This window comes from Saccharospirillum sp. (assembly GCF_039982735.1).
Lineage (GTDB): Bacteria > Pseudomonadota > Gammaproteobacteria > Pseudomonadales > Natronospirillaceae > Saccharospirillum.
This window is the reverse complement of sequence record NZ_JBDWXV010000008.1, coordinates 159354-182641: the sequence shown is the minus strand read 5'-3', so window position 1 is coordinate 182641 and position 23288 is coordinate 159354. Positions and strand designations below refer to the sequence as shown.

At 57.1% G+C, this 23288-nt stretch carries 20 protein-coding genes; 10 read left to right on the top strand and 10 right to left on the bottom strand.

Annotated elements, in window-relative coordinates; all coding sequences use genetic code 11:
* Positions 1–2: 2 nt before the first annotated feature.
* Positions 3–1343, top strand: coding sequence for an MFS transporter (locus tag ABJT94_RS05495; protein WP_348477132.1), 1341 nt, complete (start codon positions 3–5; stop codon positions 1341–1343).
* A 42-nt stretch (positions 1344–1385) separates the two neighbouring features.
* On the opposite strand, the gene ABJT94_RS05490 is transcribed toward ABJT94_RS05495, so the two are convergent.
* Positions 1386–1571: a hypothetical protein gene (locus tag ABJT94_RS05490; protein WP_348477133.1), complete on the bottom strand. Its 186-nt coding sequence runs from the start codon at positions 1569–1571 to the stop codon at positions 1386–1388.
* Positions 1572–2149: 578 nt separating this feature from the next.
* Here ABJT94_RS05490 and ABJT94_RS05485 point away from each other — a divergent pair.
* The 3 genes from ABJT94_RS05485 to ABJT94_RS05475 are packed head-to-tail and all read left to right on the top strand — an operon-like array spanning position 2150 to position 4968.
* Positions 2150–3334: a glycine C-acetyltransferase gene (locus tag ABJT94_RS05485; protein ID WP_348477134.1), complete on the top strand. Its 1185-nt coding sequence runs from the start codon at positions 2150–2152 to the stop codon at positions 3332–3334.
* Between the two features lie 12 nt (positions 3335–3346).
* Positions 3347–4372, top strand: a complete 1026-nt coding sequence (tdh, locus tag ABJT94_RS05480; protein ID WP_348477136.1) for an L-threonine 3-dehydrogenase — start codon at positions 3347–3349, stop codon at positions 4370–4372.
* Positions 4369–4968, top strand: coding sequence for a MarC family protein (locus tag ABJT94_RS05475; RefSeq protein WP_348477138.1), 600 nt, complete (start codon positions 4369–4371; stop codon positions 4966–4968). The genes tdh and ABJT94_RS05475 overlap by 4 nt, the downstream gene beginning before the upstream one ends.
* A 185-nt stretch (positions 4969–5153) precedes the next feature.
* Here the strand turns inward: ABJT94_RS05475 and ABJT94_RS05470 are convergent, their stop codons facing one another.
* The gene (locus ABJT94_RS05470; protein ID WP_348477139.1) at positions 5154–5687 is read right to left on the bottom strand and encodes a hypothetical protein; all 534 of its coding nucleotides are present in this window, start codon (positions 5685–5687) and stop codon (positions 5154–5156) included.
* 297 nt (positions 5688–5984) lie between these two features.
* Here ABJT94_RS05470 and ABJT94_RS05465 point away from each other — a divergent pair, with 297 nt between their 5' ends.
* Positions 5985–6569 (top strand): hypothetical protein, encoded by a 585-nt coding sequence (locus ABJT94_RS05465; protein WP_348477140.1) that lies wholly within the window; start codon positions 5985–5987, stop codon positions 6567–6569.
* 12 nt (positions 6570–6581) lie between these two features.
* Here ABJT94_RS05465 and ABJT94_RS05460 read toward each other — a convergent pair whose 3' ends face one another.
* Positions 6582–7034 carry an Lrp/AsnC family transcriptional regulator gene (locus ABJT94_RS05460; protein ID WP_348477141.1) on the bottom strand — a complete coding sequence of 151 codons (453 nt, stop codon included), beginning with the start codon at positions 7032–7034 and terminating at the stop codon, positions 6582–6584.
* A 127-nt stretch (positions 7035–7161) separates the two neighbouring features.
* Between ABJT94_RS05460 and ABJT94_RS05455 the strand changes: the two genes are divergently transcribed.
* On the top strand, positions 7162–8595 hold the full coding sequence (locus tag ABJT94_RS05455; protein WP_348477143.1) for an aminotransferase class V-fold PLP-dependent enzyme: 1434 nt from the start codon (positions 7162–7164) through the stop codon (positions 8593–8595).
* A 267-nt stretch (positions 8596–8862) separates the two neighbouring features.
* Here the strand turns inward: ABJT94_RS05455 and pyrF are convergent, their stop codons facing one another.
* The 4 genes from pyrF to crp form a co-directional block, all read right to left on the bottom strand.
* Positions 8863–9672, bottom strand: coding sequence for an orotidine-5'-phosphate decarboxylase (pyrF, locus tag ABJT94_RS05450; protein WP_348477274.1), 810 nt, complete (start codon positions 9670–9672; stop codon positions 8863–8865).
* Between the two features lie 48 nt (positions 9673–9720).
* On the bottom strand, positions 9721–10992 hold the full coding sequence (gene argA / locus ABJT94_RS05445; RefSeq protein ID WP_348477144.1) for an amino-acid N-acetyltransferase: 1272 nt from the start codon (positions 10990–10992) through the stop codon (positions 9721–9723).
* Positions 10993–11065: 73 nt separating this feature from the next.
* Positions 11066–12457 carry an oxygen-independent coproporphyrinogen III oxidase gene (gene hemN / locus ABJT94_RS05440; protein WP_348477145.1) on the bottom strand — a complete coding sequence of 464 codons (1392 nt, stop codon included), beginning with the start codon at positions 12455–12457 and terminating at the stop codon, positions 11066–11068.
* A gap of 159 nt (positions 12458–12616) precedes the next feature.
* On the bottom strand, positions 12617–13267 hold the full coding sequence (gene crp / locus ABJT94_RS05435) for a cAMP-activated global transcriptional regulator CRP (protein WP_028669485.1): 651 nt from the start codon (positions 13265–13267) through the stop codon (positions 12617–12619).
* Between the two features lie 518 nt (positions 13268–13785).
* Here crp and ABJT94_RS05430 point away from each other — a divergent pair.
* From ABJT94_RS05430 to ABJT94_RS05415, 4 genes are all read left to right on the top strand, one after another.
* A complete protein-coding gene (locus ABJT94_RS05430; RefSeq protein ID WP_348477146.1) occupies positions 13786–14208 on the top strand; it encodes an OsmC family protein in 423 nt (140 codons plus the stop codon).
* A 223-nt stretch (positions 14209–14431) separates the two neighbouring features.
* Positions 14432–15250, top strand: a complete 819-nt coding sequence (gene speD, locus ABJT94_RS05425; protein WP_213679341.1) for an adenosylmethionine decarboxylase — start codon at positions 14432–14434, stop codon at positions 15248–15250.
* 247 nt (positions 15251–15497) lie between these two features.
* Positions 15498–16964, top strand: coding sequence for a CYTH domain-containing protein (locus ABJT94_RS05420; protein ID WP_348477147.1), 1467 nt, complete (start codon positions 15498–15500; stop codon positions 16962–16964).
* Between the two features lie 2 nt (positions 16965–16966).
* Positions 16967–18724, top strand: a complete 1758-nt coding sequence (locus ABJT94_RS05415; protein WP_348477148.1) for an ATPase, T2SS/T4P/T4SS family — start codon at positions 16967–16969, stop codon at positions 18722–18724.
* A gap of 57 nt (positions 18725–18781) precedes the next feature.
* On the opposite strand, the gene coq7 is transcribed toward ABJT94_RS05415, so the two are convergent.
* The 3 genes from coq7 to purD form a co-directional block, all read right to left on the bottom strand.
* On the bottom strand, positions 18782–19423 hold the full coding sequence (gene coq7 / locus ABJT94_RS05410; RefSeq protein ID WP_348477149.1) for a 2-polyprenyl-3-methyl-6-methoxy-1,4-benzoquinone monooxygenase: 642 nt from the start codon (positions 19421–19423) through the stop codon (positions 18782–18784).
* On the bottom strand, positions 19398–21818 hold the full coding sequence (locus ABJT94_RS05405; protein ID WP_348477150.1) for an ATP-binding protein: 2421 nt from the start codon (positions 21816–21818) through the stop codon (positions 19398–19400). Before ABJT94_RS05405 ends, coq7 begins: the two co-directional genes overlap by 26 nt.
* 139 nt (positions 21819–21957) lie before the next feature.
* On the bottom strand, positions 21958–23241 hold the full coding sequence (purD, locus tag ABJT94_RS05400; protein WP_348477151.1) for a phosphoribosylamine--glycine ligase: 1284 nt from the start codon (positions 23239–23241) through the stop codon (positions 21958–21960).
* Between the last annotated feature and the right edge of the window lie 47 nt (positions 23242–23288).

The following is a 23288-nucleotide window of genomic DNA, read 5'->3' as shown; positions in this document are numbered from 1 at the left end:
ACATGGCGCAATCAACGCCTTCCGAACAGGCTGAAGGCCGCCCGGTAAAACGTGCGCTGGGCTGGGCCTATGAGCAGGTAGTCGGTGAAGAGGACGCCAGGGTATGCAAAGACATTCCGGAAACGGCCTGCCGGCACCAGCCCCGCAATTTCTTTGCCTACCTGGTGGCCAATACCTTCAGCAAGATAGCCGATGAGCTGAGCAGCGCCCGCCTCATTTTGCCGTGGTTAATGAGCGCTCTGGGCGTGCCGCTGGTTCTGATCGGCTTTCTGGTGCCGATACGCGAAGCGGGAGTGCTGATTCCCCAGTTGCTGGTGGCGGCCTATGTTCGCGGGCGGGCCTATCGCAAACCCGTCTGGTTGGTAGGAGCCGCGGTGTCCTCTCTGGCCTTGCTAACCATGGCGGTAGCCGCCCTGTTCAGTGAGGGGCTGGTCGCAGGCATCTGGATGCTGTTGGGTCTGGTGTTTTATAGCCTGGCACGAGGTCTGTGTTCGGTGTCGGCGAAAGATGTTCTGGGCAAAGCCGTCTCCAAGAGCCGGCGCGGAACGGTGATGGGTTACAGTGCCTCGGTGTCGGGCCTCGCTGTCTTGGGGTTCGGGCTGGTGCTCACCGGCGTCCCAAACCTGAGTGAAAAGCCCGCCCTGCTGCTCGGGCTGTTGCTGGTGGCGACGCTGTTCTGGTGGCTCGCCATGCTGGCGTTTACCGCCATTGAGGAGGCGCCAGGCGCAACCGAAGGCGGAGGTAATGGCTGGTCCGTTGCCTGGCAGCAATTGGGGCTATTACGGACCGATTCGACCTTCCGGTTTTTTGTATTATCCCGGTCGGCATTGCTCAGTGTTGCACTGATGCCGCCATTTTATGTGGTGATGGTCCAACAGTCTGAGGGTGGCGGGCTTGGCTTGGGTGCACTGATCATCATTAGCGGGCTGGCAGCCTCGTTGTCGTCGGGCGTCTGGGGGCGTTTCAGTGACCGTTCCAGTCAGAGCGTTATGGCGGTGGCTGCGTGCGGGGCTGCGCTGGCAAGCTTACTGGCCTGGGCGAGTGCTGCCTGGTTATCCGGCGTGGCTCATCTGGCGGGTCTGAGTCTGGCGTATGGGATTATCATGATCTGTCACGGGGGCGTTCGACTGGGCCGCAAAGCCTATCTGGTCGATATGGCAACAGAGTCCAATCGGGCCAGCTACGTGGCGGTCAGCAATACCGTGGTAGGTGTGATCATGCTGATCGGCGGACTGTTTGGTTTGCTCGGTGATCTGTGGTCGCCGCTGGCGGTCATCCTACTGTTGAGCGGCTTGTCTGTCATGGCGGCGTTGATGTGCGCCCGCCTGCCCGCTGTGCAGTAACACAGAGGGCAGGCGCAGTGCCCGAACGGCAATTAGGGCGATTTACAGCAAATGGGGGTTCATGCGTTTGTAGTCACGCAAAGCTTTACGCGCGCGTTCGACATCATTGTACAAGCGCATACGATCTTCTTTGCTCCCAGTCCCATTAGGGTTTTCTCTAACGAACTGGCGTTTTGCTTCTTCGGCTTCAACAATAGCCTGTTCAAGCTCTTCCAGCTTTTGATCCATAGTTCCCTCGTTGTCCCACGATGACCGCAATCTCAGTCGGCCAAAGATTCCTGTGTGTGAGTTTCATGGCGGGTTGAAAAGGGTAAGATGTCACGCCATCGTTACGTCACTCACGCACTCAATGCTAGTTGACCCGCATGACAATTGCTACTGCATGCGCTGATTTGTCACTGATCTACAGGGTTTCTTGTCGTATCGATCCTACGCAGTCTTTGTTCTGTCGGATTGTTCTGGCGATGCGCGATTGTGTACGACATGGAGCGGATGCTATTGAAGCGATTTTTGTGATGGAATTCAAATCTTTAGGTCAAATAGAACAGTGGTAGATTAGATTTTTATGGTTTTTATACAGATATCAGGTCTCAAGTGCCGGGTATTACGGCTGTAGCGGCAGGCTTACAAGCGCATTAAGGAACAGTGTGTTCTATTCATGGGCGGCAGGTCGCCTTTCGCAGGCGGGTCTGAGAACCTACAGACAAATCAACCCAGCGGCCCATGTGCATCCCTTTGAGTCGTTTCCCCAGGGTGGCCGCATCATCGAGCTGGGATGTTCCCTTACCAATTACCGGAGTTGTTTCATGTCCCGATCACTCATTCAACAGTTGCCTGAGGCCCTGGCCGATCTGAAAACTCAGGGTCTGTACAAAACAGAGCGCATCATTCATTCCCCCCAGGGGGCGCAGGTGACGACCGACGGAGGGACAGTATTGAACCTCTGTGCCAACAATTACCTGGGGTTGGCCAATAGTCCGGCGTTGGTTGACGCCGCTAAGCAGGGGCTCGATGAGTTTGGGTTCGGCGTCGCCTCGGTACGGTTCATTTGCGGTACCCAGGATGTTCACAAAGCACTGGAACAGCGCCTGAGCGACTTTCTCGGCATGGAAGACACCATCTTGTATTCCAGCTGTTTCGACGCCAATACCGGGCTGTTTGAAACCTTGCTGAATGACCAGGATGCCATCATTTCTGATGCGCTCAACCACGCCTCCATTATTGATGGCGTGCGCCTGTGCAAGGCACGCCGGTTTCGCTACAGCAACAATGACCTGGCTGAGCTCGAGCACTGTCTGCAGCAAAGTCAGTCGGCACGGTACCGCCTGATTGTGACAGATGGGGTGTTCTCGATGGATGGCGTGGTCGCCAACCTGACCGGTATTTGCGATCTGGCGGAGCGATATGACGCCCTGGTTATGGTCGACGACAGCCATGCGGTGGGCTTTATGGGCGAGCACGGTCGTGGAACGCCCGAGTTTCATGGGGTGATGGATCGGGTTGATATCATCACCGGCACTCTGGGCAAAGCCCTGGGGGGTGCCAGTGGCGGCTATACGGCAGCGGCAAAACCCATTGTCGACTGGTTGCGTCAGCGCTCACGCCCTTATCTGTTTTCCAATTCGTTGTCGCCGAGTATTGCGGCTGCCAGCCTGGAAGTGCTCGATATGATCGAGCAGGGTGGTGACCTTCGCCGGCAACTCTGGGACAACACCCGCTACTTTCGGGAACAGATGGAAGCCGCAGGCTTCACACTCGCCGGTGCCAATCATCCGATCATTCCGGTGATGGTTGGCGATGCGACCGTCGCCAGCACCATGGCGGACAAGTTGCTGCAGCGCGGTGTGTATGTGATCGGTTTCAGTTACCCTGTGGTGCCTCAGGGTGCCGCGCGCATTCGTACTCAAATGAGTGCCGGGCTTACCCGGGAGCAATTGGATGTTGCCATCGCTGCGTTCACCGAGGTCGGTCGTGAACTGTCGCTTATTTAAGGAGTCCTCGTTATGAAAGCGCTTGCCAAATTGTACCCGGAAGCCGGTATCTGGATGACCGAGGTCGATGAGCCCGAGGTGGGTCACAACGACCTGCTGATTCGCATTCGCAAGACCGCAATATGCGGCACCGATGTGCACATTTACAACTGGGATCAGTGGTCGCAAAACACCGTGCCTCTGGGACTGGTTACCGGCCATGAGTATGTTGGCGAAGTCGTCGGCATGGGCGAGGAAGTTACCGGCTTTGCCATTGGCGACCGGGTCAGTGGCGAAGGCCATATTACCTGCGGCTATTGCCGAAACTGCCGTGCCGGGCGTCGCCATCTGTGTCGCAATACCGTTGGCGTCGGGGTGAACCGTGCCGGGGCCTTTGCCGAGTATCTGGTGATACCGGCGTTCAATGCGTTTAAGTTGCCCGACGACGTCAGTGACGAACTGGCCGCTATTTTTGATCCGTTCGGCAATGCGGTACACACCGCCCTGAGTTTCAACCTGGTAGCGGAAGATGTGCTGATTACCGGCGCAGGGCCGATTGGCATGATGGCCGCCGCCGTGGCCCGTCATGTTGGCGCCCGGAACATTGTGATCACCGATGTGAATGATTTCCGTCTGGCACTGGCAAAACGTATGGGGGCTACCCGTACCGTTAACGTGGCCAACGAGAGCCTCAAAGACGTAATGGCCAGCCTCGGCATGACCGAGGGGTTTGACGTTGGCCTGGAAATGTCGGGCGTGCCCAGTGCCTTTCGTTCCATGCTGGCGTCGATGAACCACGGTGGCAAGGTGGCGCTGCTGGGTATTCCCGGTGAAGAGATGGCCATTGACTGGAGTCAGGTGATATTCAAGGGGCTTGAGCTGAAAGGCATATACGGTCGGGAGATGTTTGAAACCTGGTATAAAATGGCCGGACTGATTCAATCGGGTCTGGACCTGAAACCGATGATTACTCACACCTTGCCCGTCGCCGATTTTCAGGAAGGCTTCGACATTATGCGCAGCGGCCAGTCCGGCAAGGTGATCCTGGACTGGGTATGAATACAACGCTGTTTCTCAATGCCTTTACCAGCTACTTCGTGGTGATTGACCCGATTGGCGCGGCGCTGATCTTCTATTCACTAACCCTGGGTCGAACCTTTCGGCAACGCCTCAGGGTGATTCTGAAGGCGACCGGGATCGCCGCAGCGGTGATTCTGATCTTCGCCTGGGTGGGTGAAGGATTGCTAACCACGCTCGGTATCAGCATGGATGCCCTGAGAGTGGCCGGCGGTATTCTGCTGTTCAATACAGCCTTCAGAATGATCACCTCAGCCCCGCTGCCGGACAAACCCACAGATCGCAGCGTCGGTGACATAGCGGTGTACCCGCTCGCCATTCCGCTGATGGCTGGCCCGGGCACGCTAACCATCACGGTGTTGTTAATGGCCGATGCGGACTCTCCGGCCAATCAGGGCTGGGTCATTGCGGCGGTGATTTCGGTGCTGCTGGTTACTCTGGCGGCGGGTTTGCTGGCCAGTCAGATCCGCAGGGTCATCGGTAAAACCGGCGATGAAATCATTCAGCGTTTGCTCGGTGTCATACTGGCAGCGCTGGCGATTCAGTTTGTTGCCAATGGTGCCAATGGGTTGTTCTAGCTCAAGTTTAGGCATTTACACAACAGACTAGTACCGGCTGCCGGGTATGCCTCTGTGGGGAAGTCTGAGGCATGGATGCCGAAGTCTAGGCCCCACGGACGGGTTCACGCCGACCCCACAGAGGCATACCCGGCAGCTGGTGCGGGCCAATACCACTTAAGTGGGAGTACTACGGGTAGTGAGTTTTAAAAATCCGTTCCTAGTGAGATCAGCGGGCCAATCCCATACTGGTAGCCCATGCCTAGGGTGAACTCATTCAGGGTGAACAGGGCGCTGACGCCGGGAATCAGTTCAAACTCCGAGCGCTCATTGGCGCAGTAGGCATAGCCGGTGACATTGGATTCATCAATGTCGCACCGGGTTGAAGCCAGCAAGCCCAGCGAGGTGTAGAACGCGATGCGGTCGTTGGGCGCGTAGCCTTTCAATATGGACAGGTGCAGCGGGAAACCCACGACCGCGTTGTTCGAGACCCGGTCAGTGTCGCTGTGTGGTGGCTCGTACATGTTCACGTTGCCGGAGTAGTCTGACCGCAATACAAGACCCAGCTCAGCGCCCCAGGTATCGGCCATAAAGCCGACGCCCACATAGGGCGATTCGAAAAAACCCAGCTGACCCCCATAGGATATCCAGACAAAGTCATCTTTGGCCTGGGCGATGCTGGTTGCTGTCATCAGGCAAGTGATGAGTATGGCTTGCCGGTATCCAGTCGGGCACGTCATGATTGATGGCTCCCGTAGTCTAGGTTTTACGGTCGGATGCGCCTGGCGCAGTGCGATTCGCCCCGTAATGCAATGACTAGAGTATCTGCCTGTTTCATGAACCCCAACTGAATTTTCACAGTCTGACAAACCGTAGGCTGAAACACCTGTTAATGTGAAGCTGGTCACATCAGGGTGCGACGCTTCACTTGCCTTTACCTGAATCTCACTCGGCTTTACCTGACGCTGCTTGCCCGGCCCCCGGCTTGCTATAGCATCATCCGCACGAATTACCCAGTCAGTAAGGGATTTAACAGTATGACCAGCCAGACCCTAGATTTGAACTTAACACCGGATGAGATTCGAGAATTGAACACGCCGAATGAACCCGCTGAGCCGGCGAAAAAGCACCCTGGTGACGTCCCGCGTGCCTTTCACCCCATGGGGTTCAAGGCACTGAGTCATGTTGGTAAGCAGTTGATGGTTCGTGTATTTACCGTCTTGTTTTATTGTCTGTCAGCGTTACTGGTAATCAGCGGTGTGTTCCATTTTTTCACTGATGTGATGACCGGTCAGCGCAGTTTTATGTCCATCACCGTCAACCTGGTCAACTCGCTGATCATCGGGCTGGCCATGTTCGAGCTCGGGGCGGGTATCAGCAAGGAGTACACGGAATCTGATCAGGAAGAGAACGTATTTACCAACATTCGCCGAACCATTACCCGGTTTCTGGGTACGGTGTGTATTGCGCTGGTGCTCGAATCGCTGATCATGATCATCAAATACAGCCAGCTCGATTTGGCCGGCAATCTGATGTACCCGGTCGCCATTCTGGGCGGCGCTTCGGTTTTGCTGATTTCGCTGGGTGGCTTTCTGGCGCTTACCCGAGGTCACACTCAATAACCTGTGCGACTGCTATAGGGGTAAGGCGGTGGTGTATTTCAATTGCTCCATTGCAAAACTGCTGCTCACATCCGCCAGTTTCACCCGGCTGACCAGCCGCTTATAGAAGCGATCATAGGCGGCGATGTCGCTAACCACCACCCTGAGCAGATAATCCACGTCTCCGCTCATCCGGTAGGCTTCCATCACCTCGGGCATAGCCAGCACCGCCTCGGTAAAGTCCGTCAGCCAGGTGTCGTTGTGTTCACGAGTACGAATAAAAACGAACACATCGACGCCCAGCGCCAGCGGTTGCCGGTTTAGCAGCGCAACCCGACGGCGAATATACCCCTGGTCTTCCAGTGCCTGAATACGACGCCAGCAGGGGCTGGTGGTTAGATTGACCTTGTCGGCGATGGCCTGCACCGACAGGGTCGCATCCTGTTGCAACAGGTTTAAAATCGCTATATCGATGGTGTCGGGCAATATTTACCTCCAATTAACTAAATATTAGAAATTGCTTTCTGAATTTAGCTTATTCAGCGCAAAAAATGAAATATATTGGGACTCTCAAGGCGTCACACTGGTCGGGTAATGACTAACGGGAACCCCCATGACCGCACACAGTACCCGCCCCATAACGACCAGCCCCGATTGGGCCCGTTTGCGAACCAACACTCTGTCGATACCCGGTAACCGGCTTTATGCCGACTGGACCGCCAGTGGACGGCTTTATCGCCCGATCGAGCAGCGCTTGATCGAGGTCGCTGGCCCGATGATGGCCAACACCCACACCGAAGACAGCCTCACCGGCGGGTTTATGACCCGGGCACTGGATGAAGCCCATCAGATCATGCGTCGGCATGTGAAGGCCGCCCATGACGATGTGCTGTTGTTTACCGGCACGGGCATGACCGGGGCACTGGCCAAGTTGGTGCGAATGCTGGGGCTCTGGGTTCATGAAACGCACCGCGAAGCAGTGCTGGCGACGCTGACCCACCGGCCCCGGGTCTATGTAACCCATATGGAGCACCACAGTAACCATACTCTCTGGCTGGAAACCCTGGCCGAGGTTGTGATCATACCGCCGACTCAAACCGGGGATGTGGATCTGGACTGGCTGGCCGGGTCGCTGCGCGAGCTGCCTGCCGGTAAGCCCGTTATGGCCTCTGTCACGGCGGCCAGCAATGTGACTGGCGTGGCGGCACCGTACCGCGCTATTGCGCGCCTAATGCATCAGGCGGGCGGCCATTGCTTTGTCGATTTTGCCTGCGCGGCCCCCTACGTCGACATCGATATGCACCCCGCAGACGATGAACCACTCGATGCCGTGTTTTTCTCACCCCACAAATTTTTGGGCGGGCCCGGTGCCAGCGGTGTGTTGGTGTTCAACGCAGCGCTGTATCACAACCGGATACCGGAGCAGCCCGGCGGTGGCACCGTGGTCTGGACCAACCCCTGGGGTGAGCACCGCTTTTATCAGGACATTGCAACCCGTGAGTCGGGCGGAACACCGGGCATTCTGCAGAGCCTGAAAGCAGCGATGGCGGCGCAATTGAAAGATGAGATTGGCGTGAGCGCCATCGCTCAGCGTGAGCATGAGTTAAATCAGTATTTCTTGCAGGGGCTGGACCGCATAGCTGGGGTTCAGTGCCTGGCCCGGGATCAGAGCGACCGGCTCAGTGTCTTTTCAGTCATCATCGAGGGCCTGCATTACCAGCAGGCGGTGCAGCGGTTGAGCCGTGAATACGGCATTGAAGCCCGGGGTGGCTGTGCCTGTGCAGGCACCTACGGACATTATTTGCTGGGCATAGACCGCGCAACCAGCCAGGCCATTACCGGCCAGCTGGATCGCGGCGAACTGGCCGCAAAACCCGGCTGGGTTCGGCTTAGCTTTCATCCGATGATGACCATCGATGACCTCGATAGGATTTTAAGGGCACTGGAGGATCTGGCGAGTGGCAAACGAGGTGACAGTGCACCGAAGGCTCTGGATACGGCCAAGCTTTGGGGTAGTTTGCTAAATCATTCAAGTTCAGGAGACTAGCGCCGGGTGCCGGGTGCCGGGTGCCGGGTGCCGGGTGCCGGGTATGCCTCTGTGGGGAAGTCCGCAGCATGGACTAAAACGCCAGGAGCGTTTTAGCATGAGCGCAGCGAGCCCGAAGGGTGAATCCCATGGAGGGGATTCATATCATGCGGTCTAGGCCCCATGGATGGGTTGAGTGGGCGGCATTCCGCCCGACCCCACAGTGGCATACCCGGTAACCGGCGCGGACCAGTGCCGGCCTGCCAACCCAGCCCCGGTACTCGAATGCTAGCCAGCAGCGGACAGTGCCTGAATTTGATCGCGCAGGCTCAGCGCTTCGGCTCGTGCCGCCTCGGCAAAGTCGGTGCCCTGACTGGCGTAGAGAATGCTGCGCGAGGCATTGATCATCAGGCCGCGCCCCGGAGCCGTTTGCCCGTTGTGTACCGTGCCGGGCAGGTCGCCCCCCTGGGCACCGATGCCGGGTACCAGAAACGGCAGGTCCGGAGCGGCCTGGCGAATGCGCGCCATCTCTTCCGGCGCCGTGGCGCCAACCACCAGGGCGATATTGCCATTCTGGTTCCAGTGTTGCTGGGCTCGCCGCGCCACATGGATGTAGAGCGGTTCACCGTCGATCAGCAAGTTCTGGAATTCGGCCGCTGAGGGGTTCGAAGTGCGGCACAACAGAATGACGCCTTTGTCGGCATGTTCTGCAAAAGGCAGAACGGTATCGGACCCCATATAGGGGTTTACCGTTACCGCATCGGCGCCGTAATGCTCGAACGCTTCCCGCGCATACATGGCTGCGGTAGAACCGATGTCGCCCCGCTTGGAATCCAGAATAACCGGAACGTCCGGATGGCGGGCTTTGATATAGGCAATAGTCGCCTTCAGTTGAGCTTCGGCTTGCTCGGCCGCGAAATGGGCAAACTGGGGTTTGTAGCAACAGGCCAGATCAGAAGTGGCATCCACGATGGCCTTGTTGAACGCCAGAATGCCGTCACTCTGTTGCTGGAATGGGGCGGGCAGCCGGTTGATAAAGGGATCGAGCCCGATGCAAACCTGGGTGCCCTGGTCCCAGCGCCGGGCGATGGTGTTCATAAAGGTCACGGTGTTTTCCCCTGCTTGCGAATGGCCGCTGGCGACCGTTCAAAGTGTTTTGAAAAAGACTTTCGAATTACGCTGAAAGTTATACAGACTCTGCCGTTCGGGAGGCAGCTCAGCCACAGGGGCTGACTCGAACCCGCGTTCGGCAAACCAGTGTGCCGTCTGGGTGGTCAGCACAAACAAGCGTTCAACCTTGTGCTCGCGTGCGCGTTTTTCCAGCGCCCGCAACAGGGCATCGCCACGTCCGGACTGACGGTAATCCTGATGCACCGCAACGCAGGCCAGCTCGGCTACCTGAGGTTCCGTGTCGGGAATCAGGTACAGTGCAGCACAGCCGACGATCATGCCGTCGCGTTCGTTGACGTGAAAATGCGAGATCTCATTCTCCAGTTTTTCACGGTCTCGGCGAACCAGAATGCCCCGCTCTTCGAGCGGTTGCAGCAGGGCGAGTATGCCGTTGATGTCATCGGGCCTGGCCGGGCGAAAGGTGTCGTAGCGGTCGCGGGCGATCAGAGTGCCGACGCCGTCGCGGGTAAAGAGCTCGGCCAGCAAGGCACCGTCCTGGTGGCCGTCGATCACATGGCAGCGCGGAATGCCGGCTTCACTGGCGGCCAGCGCTGTCAGCAACTCGCGCTCGCCAGCGGCCAGTCCGGTTTTGCCATCGAGGCACCGGCGCAGTTCAAAAGCGTCCATTTCTTTCTGGTTGCCGGTAACCGGGTGCGGGTTGTCGCCGACGATGACGATTTTATCGGCATCCATTCGGCGCGCGGTCTCAACCATCAGATGATCGGGCGCCAGATAAAAAACCTCACCGGTGACCGAATAACCCAATGGGGGCATCAGCACGATATTGCCTTTGTCGAGGTGTTCGCGAATGGCCAGGTGATCGATGCGGCGCACGCGCCCCTGGGCGAGCAAGTCGACACCGTCCACTACGCCCGTGGGGCGTGCGGTGACGAAGTTGCCACTGATCACCCTGACCCGGGCTCCGTGCATCGGCGAATTGGCCAGACCCTGAGTGAACTGCGCTTCAAGCCGGCTGCGCCAGTGGCCGATGCGATTGAGTATGGAATCCATGGCATCGCCATCAATCTGGGCGTGTTCATCCAGTCGCAATTCGCCGACTTCATCTTCAGCATCAAACAATAGCAAAAGTTTCATGCCCAGGCTGTTCAGCAGGGCCAGGTCGCTGACCAGGGCATGCACGGACGACGGGCTGAGCACGGTGCCGCGCACCCAGACAACAGCGGTTTTGCCCCGGTAGGCATGAATGTAGGGTGCGCTGTTGCGAAAAATACGAACGAAGTCGGTCAAGGCGGGTCTCCTTAGTTGCCGCCATGATACCGGATAAGGCCTGTCAGGCTCTACCGCCAGATACAGACGGTTGTTACATCACTTTGGAAAAACGCTGTCGGTTCTGGTCGCTTAAATACGCATCAAAAACCATCAGGATCGGGCGAAGCAATAATCGGCCGAGAGCCGTTACGGTTATCCGGTGCCCATTCAATTGCACCAGACCGTCCTGTTCCAGATCGGCCAGTTGCTGCCATTCGCGGCTGAAATCCCGATCTGCATCCAGGCCATATTGTTTTGCGACAGGGGCCAGATCAATCTGCCCCTGGCAGGCCAGCTGGTTGATGACGTCCCGCCGCATCTGGTCATCCCGGGTCAGGAAATAGCCGCGCTGAACCGCCAATGTGCCCTGCTTGAGTGCGTTGTAGTAGGGGTCGAGCTGGGTGTGGTTCTGAATGAAGCCGCCCTGTATCTGGCTGATGCCGGAGACACCGAGTGCCAGCATGTCGGTCTCCGCCTGGGTGGAATACCCCTGAAAATTACGTTGCAGGCTGCCATCGGCGAGTGCTTTGACCAGGGTGTCGTCACGCCGTGCAAAATGGTCCATGCCGATATAGACATAGCCCGCGTCCTGCAATTTGATGATGCAGTGCTGCAGAATGCGCAGTTTCTCGTCGGCGTCTGGCAGGCTGTCGCTGCTGATTCGCCGCTGAGCCAGAAAGCGATCTGGCAAGTGGGCGTAGTTGTACAGGCTGATACGATCGGGTCCCAGATCGAGCACGTCGTCGAGCGTTGCATCAACCCGGCTGACGGTCTGGTAGGGCAAGCCATAAATCAGATCGAAGCTGATCGACTCGAACGCCAGGTACCGCGCCTGATGTACCAGGGGTTCCACTACCGACTTTGGTTGTACCCGGTGAATGGCGACCTGGGTCTGGTGGTTGAAATCCTGAATTCCGAAGCTCAACCGGTTAAACCCACGCTGGCGCAACAACTCTAGCATGTCGGACGAGGTTTCCCGGGGGTCGAGTTCAATGGAGTATTCGCCCGGGCGGTCGCTTGGGTTCCAGTCGAAATAGATCGACAGCCGGTCCAGCAGTTGCCGCATCTGATTTACCGTCAGAAAGGTGGGCGTGCCGCCACCGAGATGAAGCTGGGTAACGGGGCGCTGGCCAAAATCGTGCGACATCAGCGCCATTTCCCGTTCCAGCCAGGTCAGGTAGTCGTCGCCTCGGGTGCTGCTTTTTGCAGCCACTTTATTGCAGCCACAGTAATAGCAGAGGTGGCGACAAAACGGGATGTGTACGTACAGCGACAAGGGCGCCACGGAGCTTGTCTGCAGGCGATAGTGCTCGCTGGCCCCGGCTGCGCTGATGTCATGAAACTGGGCAGCGGTCGGGTAGGAGGTGTAGCGTGGTCCCTGAACGTTGTACTTTTCGATCAGATGCGCATCCCACTGAATGGACTGGGCGTTGAAAGCCGACATGGCGTATGCTCGCTGTGCTGAAGGGTTAACAGCATGCAAGCCTAAGCCTTTGGTCGCAGAGGAGGGCTGATCTGGGTCAAAACAGGGGCAGAAATTGGTGCAGGCCGTGTCAGCCGCCGGGCGAGTGACCGCTCAGGGTCACTGCCAGCGCAGGTGCTGTCAGGCCGGCTGCTGAAAAAACTCGCGTGAGCCGTAGACCACCATGGTCTTGCCTTTCACGCTGACCAGACCTTGTTCTTCCAGGTTCTTCAGTACCCGGCCGACCATTTCGCGTGAACAACCGACAATGCGACCGATTTCCTGGCGAGTAATCTTGATCTGCATGCCCTCGGGGTGCGTCATGGCATCGGGCTGCTTGCACAGGTCGAGCAGGGTGCGCGCAACCCGGCCAGTAACGTCCAGAAATGCCAGGTCGCCCACTTTGCGGGTTGTTGCGCGCAGGCGGGTGGCCATCTGTTCTCCAATAAAATACAGAATGCGGGCGTCGTTCTGGGTGATCTCGCGAAATTTGGTGTAGGAAATTTCGGCCACTTCGCACTCGGTTTTGGTTTTAACCCAGGCCGATCGCGAATCCATTGCGTCGAATAGGCCCAGTTCGCCGAAGAAATCACCGGCGTTTAGATACGCCATGATCATTTCCCGGCCGTCATCATCTTCGATAATGACCGAAACGGTGCCTTTGATGATGTAATACAGGGAGTCGCTTTTGTCACCGGCATAAATCAGGGTGGTTTTGGATGGGTAGCGACGGCGGTGGCATTGCGACAGGAAGTAGTCGAGATGCGTATGTTCGAGTGACTGATTAACCATGATCTCTGCTTTCCAGTGTAGCGTCTACGGCCGGGGGGTCACTGCCTGATCAGCCCCGGGGCTCCATGTTGTATGTTCGGCCTTACCGCTGTGCGACGAACGCAACAAAGACCGGTGCCTTCAACCTCTGTCAGATTAAAGGGTAACCCGTCTGCGAGTATAGACCGAATTACGTGAATTCGGGCACAGAATGTCTGTGCACAGTGTGCGAACACTGCTCGGCATTATGGGATATTCAATCGATTCTGGCTATGGGCTCTGCCTATTTGTATGACTTGCGTCCCGTTTTTACTCGTTCATTGACTATTATGGCCCAGGATTCGGAGTTAGGGCTGGGTCCAGGTGTCAGTCGCCGCCTATCGATGTCATCGAACTCCGAACTTGAGTGACAGGGCGTTTCTGGGAGGATATAAGGCCGCTGTTCGGCTTTAAATCAGACTGTGCTAGGCTTCGCGCCTCAGACGATATTGAACACTAACCCGGACCCGCTCAGTTGGGTTTCAGAGGAGTAATGAAACGTGAAAGCAACGGTTGCATGGGCAGGTGGCAAGGCCTTTTCATACGAGTCGGATTCGGGCCATAAGGGCTATATGGATGGCGCCGCCAAAGACGGCCCGGGTAGCAAAGGCCCAAGCCCGATGGAATTGATGCTGAATGGCCTGGGTGGCTGCACCTCGTATGATGTGGTCAACATCCTTCAGAAAAGCCGCCAGGACGTGGTGAACTGCGAGGCGCACCTGAGCGCTGAGCGCGCCGATACTGTGCCGGCGGTCTTTACCAAAATACACATCCACTTCGTCGTTACCGGGCGTCAGCTCAAGCCAGCACAAGTGGAGCGCGCTATCGCCCTGTCTGCTGAGAAGTATTGCTCGGCGTCCATGATGCTGGAAAAGGGTGGTGTTGTGATCACTCATGATTTTGAGTTGGTTGAAGTTGAGTGACATTGGCCATCGCGGAATCTGGCACCCGCTGTAGTTAATTCAGCCACCGGGTGTAGCCACAGCCACCATTGGAAATTCAATAAAAAAGTGCTGGGCTCATCCGGGTGTGATCCGCATAATACGGCCCGCTCAAGTACAGCCCGGCTGTGCTGTGCCCCGTGGGGTGACTGGTTTGACGGTTCAGCCCCTTGAAATTGCCGGCCTGTAAGAGGTTCCATTGCTCATGAACGACGAATTGCGTTTACACGGTTTCAACAACCTAACCAAATCGCTCAGCTTCAACATCTATGACATTAACTATGCCAAAACCGAGCAGCAGCAGAACGAGTACATTGCCTACATTGATGAAATGTACAATGCCGATCGCCTGACTGAAATCCTGACTCAGGTGACTGATATTATCGGAGCCAATATACTGAATGTGGCCCGTCAGGATTACGAGCCACACGGTGCCAGCGTTACGATTCTGATCTCCGAGTACCCGGTTGACGGCAACGAGGACTTTTCCACCGCGACGCCGGGGCCGATGCCCAATTCGGTAGTGGGGCACCTCGATAAAAGCCACATTACCGTCCATACCTACCCGGAAAGCCACCCGGATAATGGCATTTCGACCTTTCGTGCCGATATCGACGTCAGCACCTGCGGGGTTATCTCGCCCCTGAAAGCGTTGAATTTCCTGATTCACTCCTTCGACAGCGACATTGTAACCACCGATTACCGGGTGCGGGGCTTTACCCGGGATGTCGACGGGCGCAAGCACTACATCGATCACCAGATTAATTCCATTCAGAATTATCTGGCGGAGGACACCAAGCAAGCTTACGAAATGATCGATGTGAATATTTATCAGGAAAACATCTTTCACACCAAAATGCTGCTGAAAGAGTTCAATATCGAAAATTACCTCTTTGGCAGTGGCGTTGATGCCTATTCCGAGTCTGAACTGACCAGCATTACCGAACGACTCTGGCGGGAAATGCAGGAAATCTTCTACTCTCGCAACATGAGCAACGGCCCCGGCCCCAGTCATTCCGGCTAAATTGTTCAAACATTGAACAGGTTCGCTGTAAATTTTGGCGATCGGCTCGAATAGACCGTAAAGTGTGATGAATATCGCCTATTCCTGACTGTACACCCCGGCCCGGCAAGGTAAACTGACACAAAGAATACATCGTCTATCAGGATGATGGTTGCCAGCCGGGCCGCAGTGTCGCCATCCACGCTGGGTGGTGTTGAGTGAAGCTGGCTGAATTATAACTATAAGCATCAGCAAAACGGGTAGTCTCATGGGTCAGGAAATCGAATTGAAGCTCAGTATTCGTCCCTCGGCGGTCGAAGCTTTCAGGTCACATCCGGTGTTGTCCTCACTGCCATCCCAGTCTTCTGCGCTCGAAAACCAGTATTACGATACGCCCGATCAACAACTGACGCAGTCCGGTACGGCACTGCGTTTGCGTTTTCAGGGCAGTCACTGTGTTCAGACGCTGAAAACCCGGGGCTCCAATGTGGGCGGGCTGCATCAGCGCGACGAGTGGGAAGTTGAACGGCCCGATGGCCAGCTTGATCTGTCGGAATGTCCGGACGGGGTGCTGCCTGAAGGCGTTGCCAGTCAGTTGACGCAGCTGTTTAGCACCCGGTTTAACCGGCACCGCTGGCTGGTACAGCACCAGGGTGCCGATATTGAAGTTGTGCTGGATGAAGGAGAGGTGACTGCGGGCGCCGACTCCCAGGCGATCAGTGAAGTCGAACTTGAATTGAAGTCGGGTGGCCTGGCGGCCCTGCTGTCCCTGGCGCACGAGCTGACGCGCAGTATACCGCTGGTGCCTTCCGATATCTCCAAGGCCGAGCGTGGGTACCGCCTGTTGAACCATGCAGTACCGGTTAATCTGCCGTTGCCAGCCATTGTGGCCCAGCAGAGCATGGAGAGCGCCTTTTGTGCACTTTTCGGTTACGAACTGGAGCGCCTGCAGCGGCAATGGGATTTGTTCTGGATGACACAGCAATGGTCTCAGGTACAGGCCATGCTGGTTACGCTGGGCAATATGCAGACAGAATTCGAATGGTTTAGCGATATTCTGCCAACCCGGCATCGCCTTCAGGTTAAAGCCTGGGTGGGCTGGCTTGAAGGCGCCATTCGGCCGCTGGTGTCCTGGTGGCCGGCGTGTTTTGCGCTCAGTCAGGATGCTCGCAGCGAGCCGGAAAACATTGCCGTCAGTTTGCAGCAGGCCAAGGCCATCCGTGCGTTGGAGGGCATTGAAGATCTGGCGAGCAATGCCGATTTTGGTCATACGCTGATGTCGATGACGCAGTGGTTGCATTTGCGCAGCTGGCGGGAAGATCAGACCGAGGAGCACAAGTGTGCTTCCGAAGTTGCGGTGAGCGACGGCCTCGACCGTTCGCTGTCTACTGCCTGGCAGGCCTTCAACCCCGATCAGTTTGCCGGCAGCACCAGTCATGCTCTGGCTCAGTACCCGGCGGTGCATCGTTTGTTGATGCTGTGCCAGTACTTCAACACCCTCTATAGCGAAGATTTGGATCATTACCAGGCCGAGCTTCAGGCGCTTGAAGATAATCTGTCGAAATTGTCGGCCATGGATGTCGTCAGTCGACTGCACGAATGGCTAAACGACTTGCCTCTGGAACAGCAAGCCTCGGTGTACAGCTGGACGCGCAGCCAGCCAGTGCTGTTGCGCGACATCAAGCAACTGGCGGGTCGCCTGTTTGATTCCCGGGACGCCGTACTGGAGGTGTAATCTTGGCCGCAGCCTCCTTGTTGCCGGGTCGGTTAGACATAGACAGCGTATTGCGGGCACTGCAGGACGATGGACGTCTCAGTGCCGAGCAAACCGACCGGGCCCGTCGCAAGGTGCGCCCGGGCAAGGAACATCCGCTGCAGCGCCTGGCATCGCTCGAGTTAACTGACCTGGCCAACCCCGCCAAAAAACTAAGCCTTAATGCGCTGACGCAATGGCTGGCCGAACACGTTGGCTTACCCTACCGAAATATTGACCCGCTGAAAGTCGACGTCACCCGCATCACCGATGTCATGTCGTATGAATTCGCGCGTCGTTACAACCTGTTACCTCTGGTCATTGAAGATGACGTGGTGGAAATCGCCACCAGCGAGCCATTGCTGACCGGTTGGGAAGACGCGATCGAACAGGTATCCCGGCGAAGCATACGCAAGGTTGTAGCCAGCCCCGAAGACATCGACCGATTTTCGCTCGAATTTTATGCGCTAAACCGTTCGGTGACCGGTGCGGTTGGCCGTAAGACGGCAGCCGGTATCGGCAACTTTGAACAACTGATTGAACTCGGCAATCTGCAGAATGTCGAAGCCAACGATGAACACATCGTCAATATCGTTGACTGGTTGTTTCAGTATGCATTCGATCAGCGCGCCAGTGATATTCACGTCGAACCTCGACGCGATTATGCTCATATCCGGTTCCGGATTGATGGCATCTTACACGCTGTGTATCAAATGCCCATTCAGGTGGGCCAGGCTGTGGTCAGCCGCATCAAGATTCTCGGCCGGATGAACGTTGCAGAGAAGCGCAAACCTCAGGACGGGCGGGTTAAAACCAAAACGCCGGAAGGGCAGGAAGTGGAGCTGCGACTGTCGACGCTGCCAACCGCCTTCGGCGAAAAGCTGGTGATGCGGATATTTGATCCGGAAGTGTTGCTGAAAAGCTTCTCTGCGCTTGGTTTGCAGGATGAAGACCTCAACAACTGGAAGCAGATGATCCGCAACCCGAACGGTATCATTCTGGTCACCGGGCCAACCGGCTCGGGTAAAACGACCACGCTGTACTCAACGCTGCGCACCCTGGCTACGCCGGAGGTGAATGTCTGCACCATTGAAGACCCGATTGAAATGGTGGAGCCGGCGTTCAATCAAATGCAGATTCAGCAGAACATCGATCTCAGTTTTGCCGACGGCATTCGCGCTCTGATGCGTCAGGACCCGGACATCATCATGATTGGTGAAATTCGCGACCTGGAAACCGCACAAATGGCGGTGCAAGCTGCGCTCACGGGCCACCTGGTTCTTTCAACCGTGCACACCAATGATGCCCCCACCGCCATCACGCGGCTGCTCGATCTGGGTGTGCCCAGCTACCTGATCAAAGCCACCGTCCTGGGCGCCATGGCGCAACGCCTGGTGCGAACCCTGTGTCCGCATTGCAAGACCACCACCGACGCGAGTGAGGATATCTGGCAGCAACTGGTTAAGCCCTGGTCAGCGCCGAAACCGGCGTCGTTCTATCAGCCGGTGGGGTGCCTGGAGTGTCGCAATACTGGGTATCTGGGTCGTTCAGGTTTGTATGAAAGCTTTCTGATGAGCGGCGAGCTGGCCGGGTTGGTGACGGACGACTGTGATCCGCAACGGTTTCGCAAACACGCCATCAAACAGGGCATGCTCAGCTTGCGTTTATCCGGAGCCCGTAAAGTGGCAGCCGGTATTACCACACCGGAAGAGGTGTTCCGGGTGACGCCGGAAGTTCGCTAGCGGCCCATTCGTGGCACTCTGTTAGCAGAGAGCCACGCCAGCAAGGTCAGAGGCGCCCTAAATCCGGTAGACCGTTTTGGTCATAACCTTAGAAATCTCTGTCATGAGTTGCTTCACCGGGGTCGGGAATGTCCGTCCGCCGGCCGCTAGGGCGTGTTCGGCATGTCGTTCTTCATCAGACAGCATGCGCTTGAGAATGGCGGTTGAGCGAGGGTCTTGCCGGCCAATCTGGTTCAGATGGTCACGCAGATGCGCACTGACCTGGTCTTCTGTGGCAGCGACGAAACCCAGCGACCAGCGGTCACCCGCCATGCCCGCCGCAGCCCCCATGGCGTAGGAAAGCCCGTAAAATATCGGGTTTAGAAAGCTGGTGCGGCTGTTCAGTTCATTGAGACGCTGCTCGCACCAGGCCAGGTGATCGAGCTCTTCTTCGGCCGCCTGGTTCATGTCTTCCCGGACTTGCGCCAGTTTCGCGGTGAGCGCCTGGCCCTGATACAACCCTTGGGCACAGACTTCACCGGTATGATTGATGCGCATCAAACCGGCGATATGGTGTGTCTGAGCGGTGTCCAGCGCCGGTATGTCCTGATCTTCGACCGGCAGTGGCTGGCGCGCCTGAACGGCCCCCGGCGTCAGCGTCTTAAGGGCGTTGTCGAGGTGGGCGACCAGACGATCAGAAAAAGAGTGACTTCTTGGCATGGGTGCGTTCCCGGTTGGCCTGAATATCAGGCATGGCTTGCATGAGCGTTTGTTTCAGTGCCCGGCCGGATACCGGCTTGGTCAGCAAATACTGAATATTAAGCCGACTTTCATCGAGATCGACATGACCGACATCAACCCCGGTTAACATGATGATAATAATGTCTTTGTTCAGACTGCTGTCGGCGCGAATGCGCTCCGCCAGTTCGATGCCGGTCATGCTCGGCATATTCTGGTCGAGGACCAGTACATCCACCGGCGTGCCCTTGTGAAATTCGTTATGGAGATTGGCCAGAGCTGACTGGCCATTGCTCATGCTAAAGACATCCATGCCCCAGCTCATGCCCAGATGTTCAATAACCTTGCGGCAGGTGAGGTTGTCGTCGACGACCATCAGTCGCATCTGGTCCAGATCCTGAACCGAATAGTCATCGACTTCGGTGGTCGCGCTGATTTCGGCCAGCGGCAGATCGATCCAGAACGTTGTGCCCATGCGCAGTTCACTGCTGAAGGTAATTTGGCCACCCAGCAATCCGACCAGAATGCGGGTAATGGGCAAGCCCAGGTGCATATCACGCGGCGCCAGCTGATCTTCTGCCCGAACCGCCGGAAAGTCGAACAGATTGCTTTTCAGTTCCTTGGGCAGGCCGGGCCCGGTATCGGTCACGCTGAAGCGGATGCGGTTGTGATGCCAGGGTTTGACCTGAATCAGAACCTCGCCGTTGTCGGTGTAATTCAGGGCGTTGTCGAGCAGGTTGCTCAGTACCTGGGCAATGATCTGGGCGTTGCCCCGATAGCGCGTCGGCAGTTCCGGGGCGACGTCCATCACCAGTTCCAGTTGCTTGGCATGGGCGAGACGAGAATAGGGTTGGATGGCGTCTTCCAGCAAATCGTACAGATCAAACTCGTCTTCGCCTTCCGGCAGCCGGTTCAGACCGATGCGCACCAGGTTTTGCAGCTGATCAGCCTGGCGCAGCAAGGAGAACCCGGCCGCTTGCACGGTGTTCACGTATTCCTGCTGGTGCGCCGACAGGCTGGTGTCTTGCAGCAGTTCGGTCATGCCGAGCACGCCGTTGATCGGACCGCGCATTTCGTGGTTCAGTTTACGTAACAGGGGCCAGTGCAGGTTGGGCAGATTAAGACCGTCGACCGCGAGCCGGGAATCACTCTTGCGGGCAACGCCAAAGGCCGCCCAGCCGACTATCAGGGCGGCGGTCACGGCAAGGCTGTGCAGCGCGAAAGCATTCAGGGCAATACTCTTAATCAGGCCGAGGCTGGCGGTCAAGATGACAATGAACAGAATCAGCAGATTGCCTACGCCGGCCAACAACCAGCCTTCAGAGGGAGCCTTGGCATCCCGCCGATAAAACCAGAGTGCAACAATGGTCAGCAACAGTACCGGGATCAGGGTCAGCAGAATCGGGCTGAAGTTGCGTGACATCGGCAGTAGGGTGACCACGGCCAGTACGGCCAGTAGCCGCAGCAGCCAGGTCAGGCTTTCGCGCAGCCAGGCGGGGTAGGTTTCTTTGCGAACCTCGGCCAGTAGGCCAAGCATGCTCATGAGAACCGTTACCCCACCCACGTTACGCGCATGAATGTCCAGATAACCCTGACCCGGAATCACGAAAGAGGCCAGGCCACTCCAGCCTGCATTGATCGCGATAAACCCCAGGTTAAGGAGCAGCGCCCACAGAATGGCAGCGGATCTCAGCTTGAACCAGGCGATCAGCGCGATCAGCGCCAGTACCCACTGAACAGCAAACAGCGCAGAGTGCGTGCTGATGCTGCGCGCAACCCGGAGCTTAAGAGTGCGCTCATCCACCACAGAAATAAGGGTGTTTAGCGGGTCGGCCGATTGCAGTTTGATGTACAGATATTGGTTTCCGGGCTGAATCGGGACCGGAAGAACGTAGGTTCCAAGTGGCTCCGGCCGACTGTCCATCGGCACACTGGCGCCTGAACGAACGCTGCTGAAGGTCAGTGCGGTGGCACTCTCGTTAAAGCTGGTATAGGCAGTCGGATTGGTGCTGGGGTAGTAGATCTCAATAAGATGGTTCGCGTGACTTTCTACAAAAAATGAATAGCTCCGGGTCTGGCCACCGGAGTTGTTGACCGGTACGCGGATCCAGTAGGCGCCATCAAAGAGGCCGCTGCGTAACAGGCGCTGGTGCAAGGGCGCGAACTGATTGGCCAGACCTTCCTGCTGCAGCTGGTAGACAGAGTATTGGTTGTCGGCATCGAACAGATAATCCGAATGCTCAAGGATATTAATATCCAGAGAGCTCTGGTTGAGCATGATGGGCTCATCGGCCGCCGCCAGGCTCGCCAGCAGGGTGAACGCCAACATCACCGTGATGGCAGCGCTGGCGCTGTGGATCAGTCGAACAGTTTTCACTAGGCAGAGCTCCGGCACTGAACGTCCCTGGGCGTCAGCTGGTTGCTGATGCCCGCGTGCGCGCAGTATAACGCCGACGGGCACTGGCCCCAAGTCGGTGCCGCAGAAGTCGGGGCTTTCGCCCCGTTTGCTGTGCCGGTCAGTCGCGGTTGATCGCCCGGTGTCCTATGTCGGTGCGGTAGTAGCTATCTGCGAACTGAACCGACTCGACCGCCTCATAGGCGCGTTGTTGGGCATCGCCAATAGTCTGGCCCAGAGCAGTGGCACACAGTACGCGGCCACCCCGGGTGACGGTCTCACCCTGATCGTTCAGGCCTGTACCCGCCTGAAAGACTTTGGCATCGGGGCCGAGGTCGGTGTCCAGACCGCTGATGGCATCGCCCGAGCGATAGCTGGCCGGGTACCCTCCTGCAGCCAGTACAACACCCAGCGCCGGCCGCGGGTCCCAGCGGGTCTGCTGGCCTTCGAGCTCACCATTGACCGCTGCCAGGCACAAGGCTACCAGGTCCGATTGCAGGCGCATCATGATCGGTTGGGTTTCCGGATCACCGAAGCGGCAGTTGTATTCCAGCACGTTGGGCGTGCCATCAGCGGCGACCATGATGCCAGCGTAGAGAAAGCCCCGGTAGCGGTTGCCCTCGGCCTGCATACCGTGAACGGTGGGGTAAATCACCTCATCCATGATGCGCTGATGCAATTCATCGGTGACCACAGGGGCGGGCGAATAGGCACCCATGCCCCCGGTGTTGGGTCCGGTATCGCCGTTATCGCGTGCCTTGTGATCCTGGGAGGAGGCAAAGGGCACAACGATGTCACCGTCGACCATAACGATGAAACTGGCTTCCTCGCCAGTCAGGCATTGCTCAACCACGACGCGTGAACCGGCGTTGCCGAACGCATTGCCAGACAGCATGTCGTCGATGGCGGCTATTGCTTCTGCTTCGGTCTGGGCGACGATGACCCCTTTGCCGGCTGCCAGTCCATCGGCTTTAACGACGATGGGCGCGCCTTTTTCCTGCACAAAGGCGCGGGCTTCAGCGGCGTCGGTAAAAACCTGGTACCAGGCCGTCGGGATAGCATGACGCTGCAGGAAGTCTTTGGTGAATGCCTTTGAGCCTTCGAGTTGGGCCGCACCCTGGGTAGGCCCAAAAATAGGCAGCCCGCGCTGTTCGAACAAGTCGACCACGCCAGCGACTAATGGTGCTTCTGGGCCGACGATGGTCAGGCCAACCTGGTGCTCTTCAGCAAAGCGGACCAGGCCTTCCAGATCCAGAACGTCGATGGCAACGTTCTCGATTCCGGTTTCACGAGCTGTTCCCGCATTGCCCGGTGCGACATAAACCGTGTCGGCCAGGGGGCTTTGTCGGGCTTTCCAGGCCAGGGCGTGCTCACGCCCGCCATTGCCAATGATCAGAATGTTCATATCAGATGTCCTGTGTACTTAATAGGTTACCAACTCAAGTTTCGTGT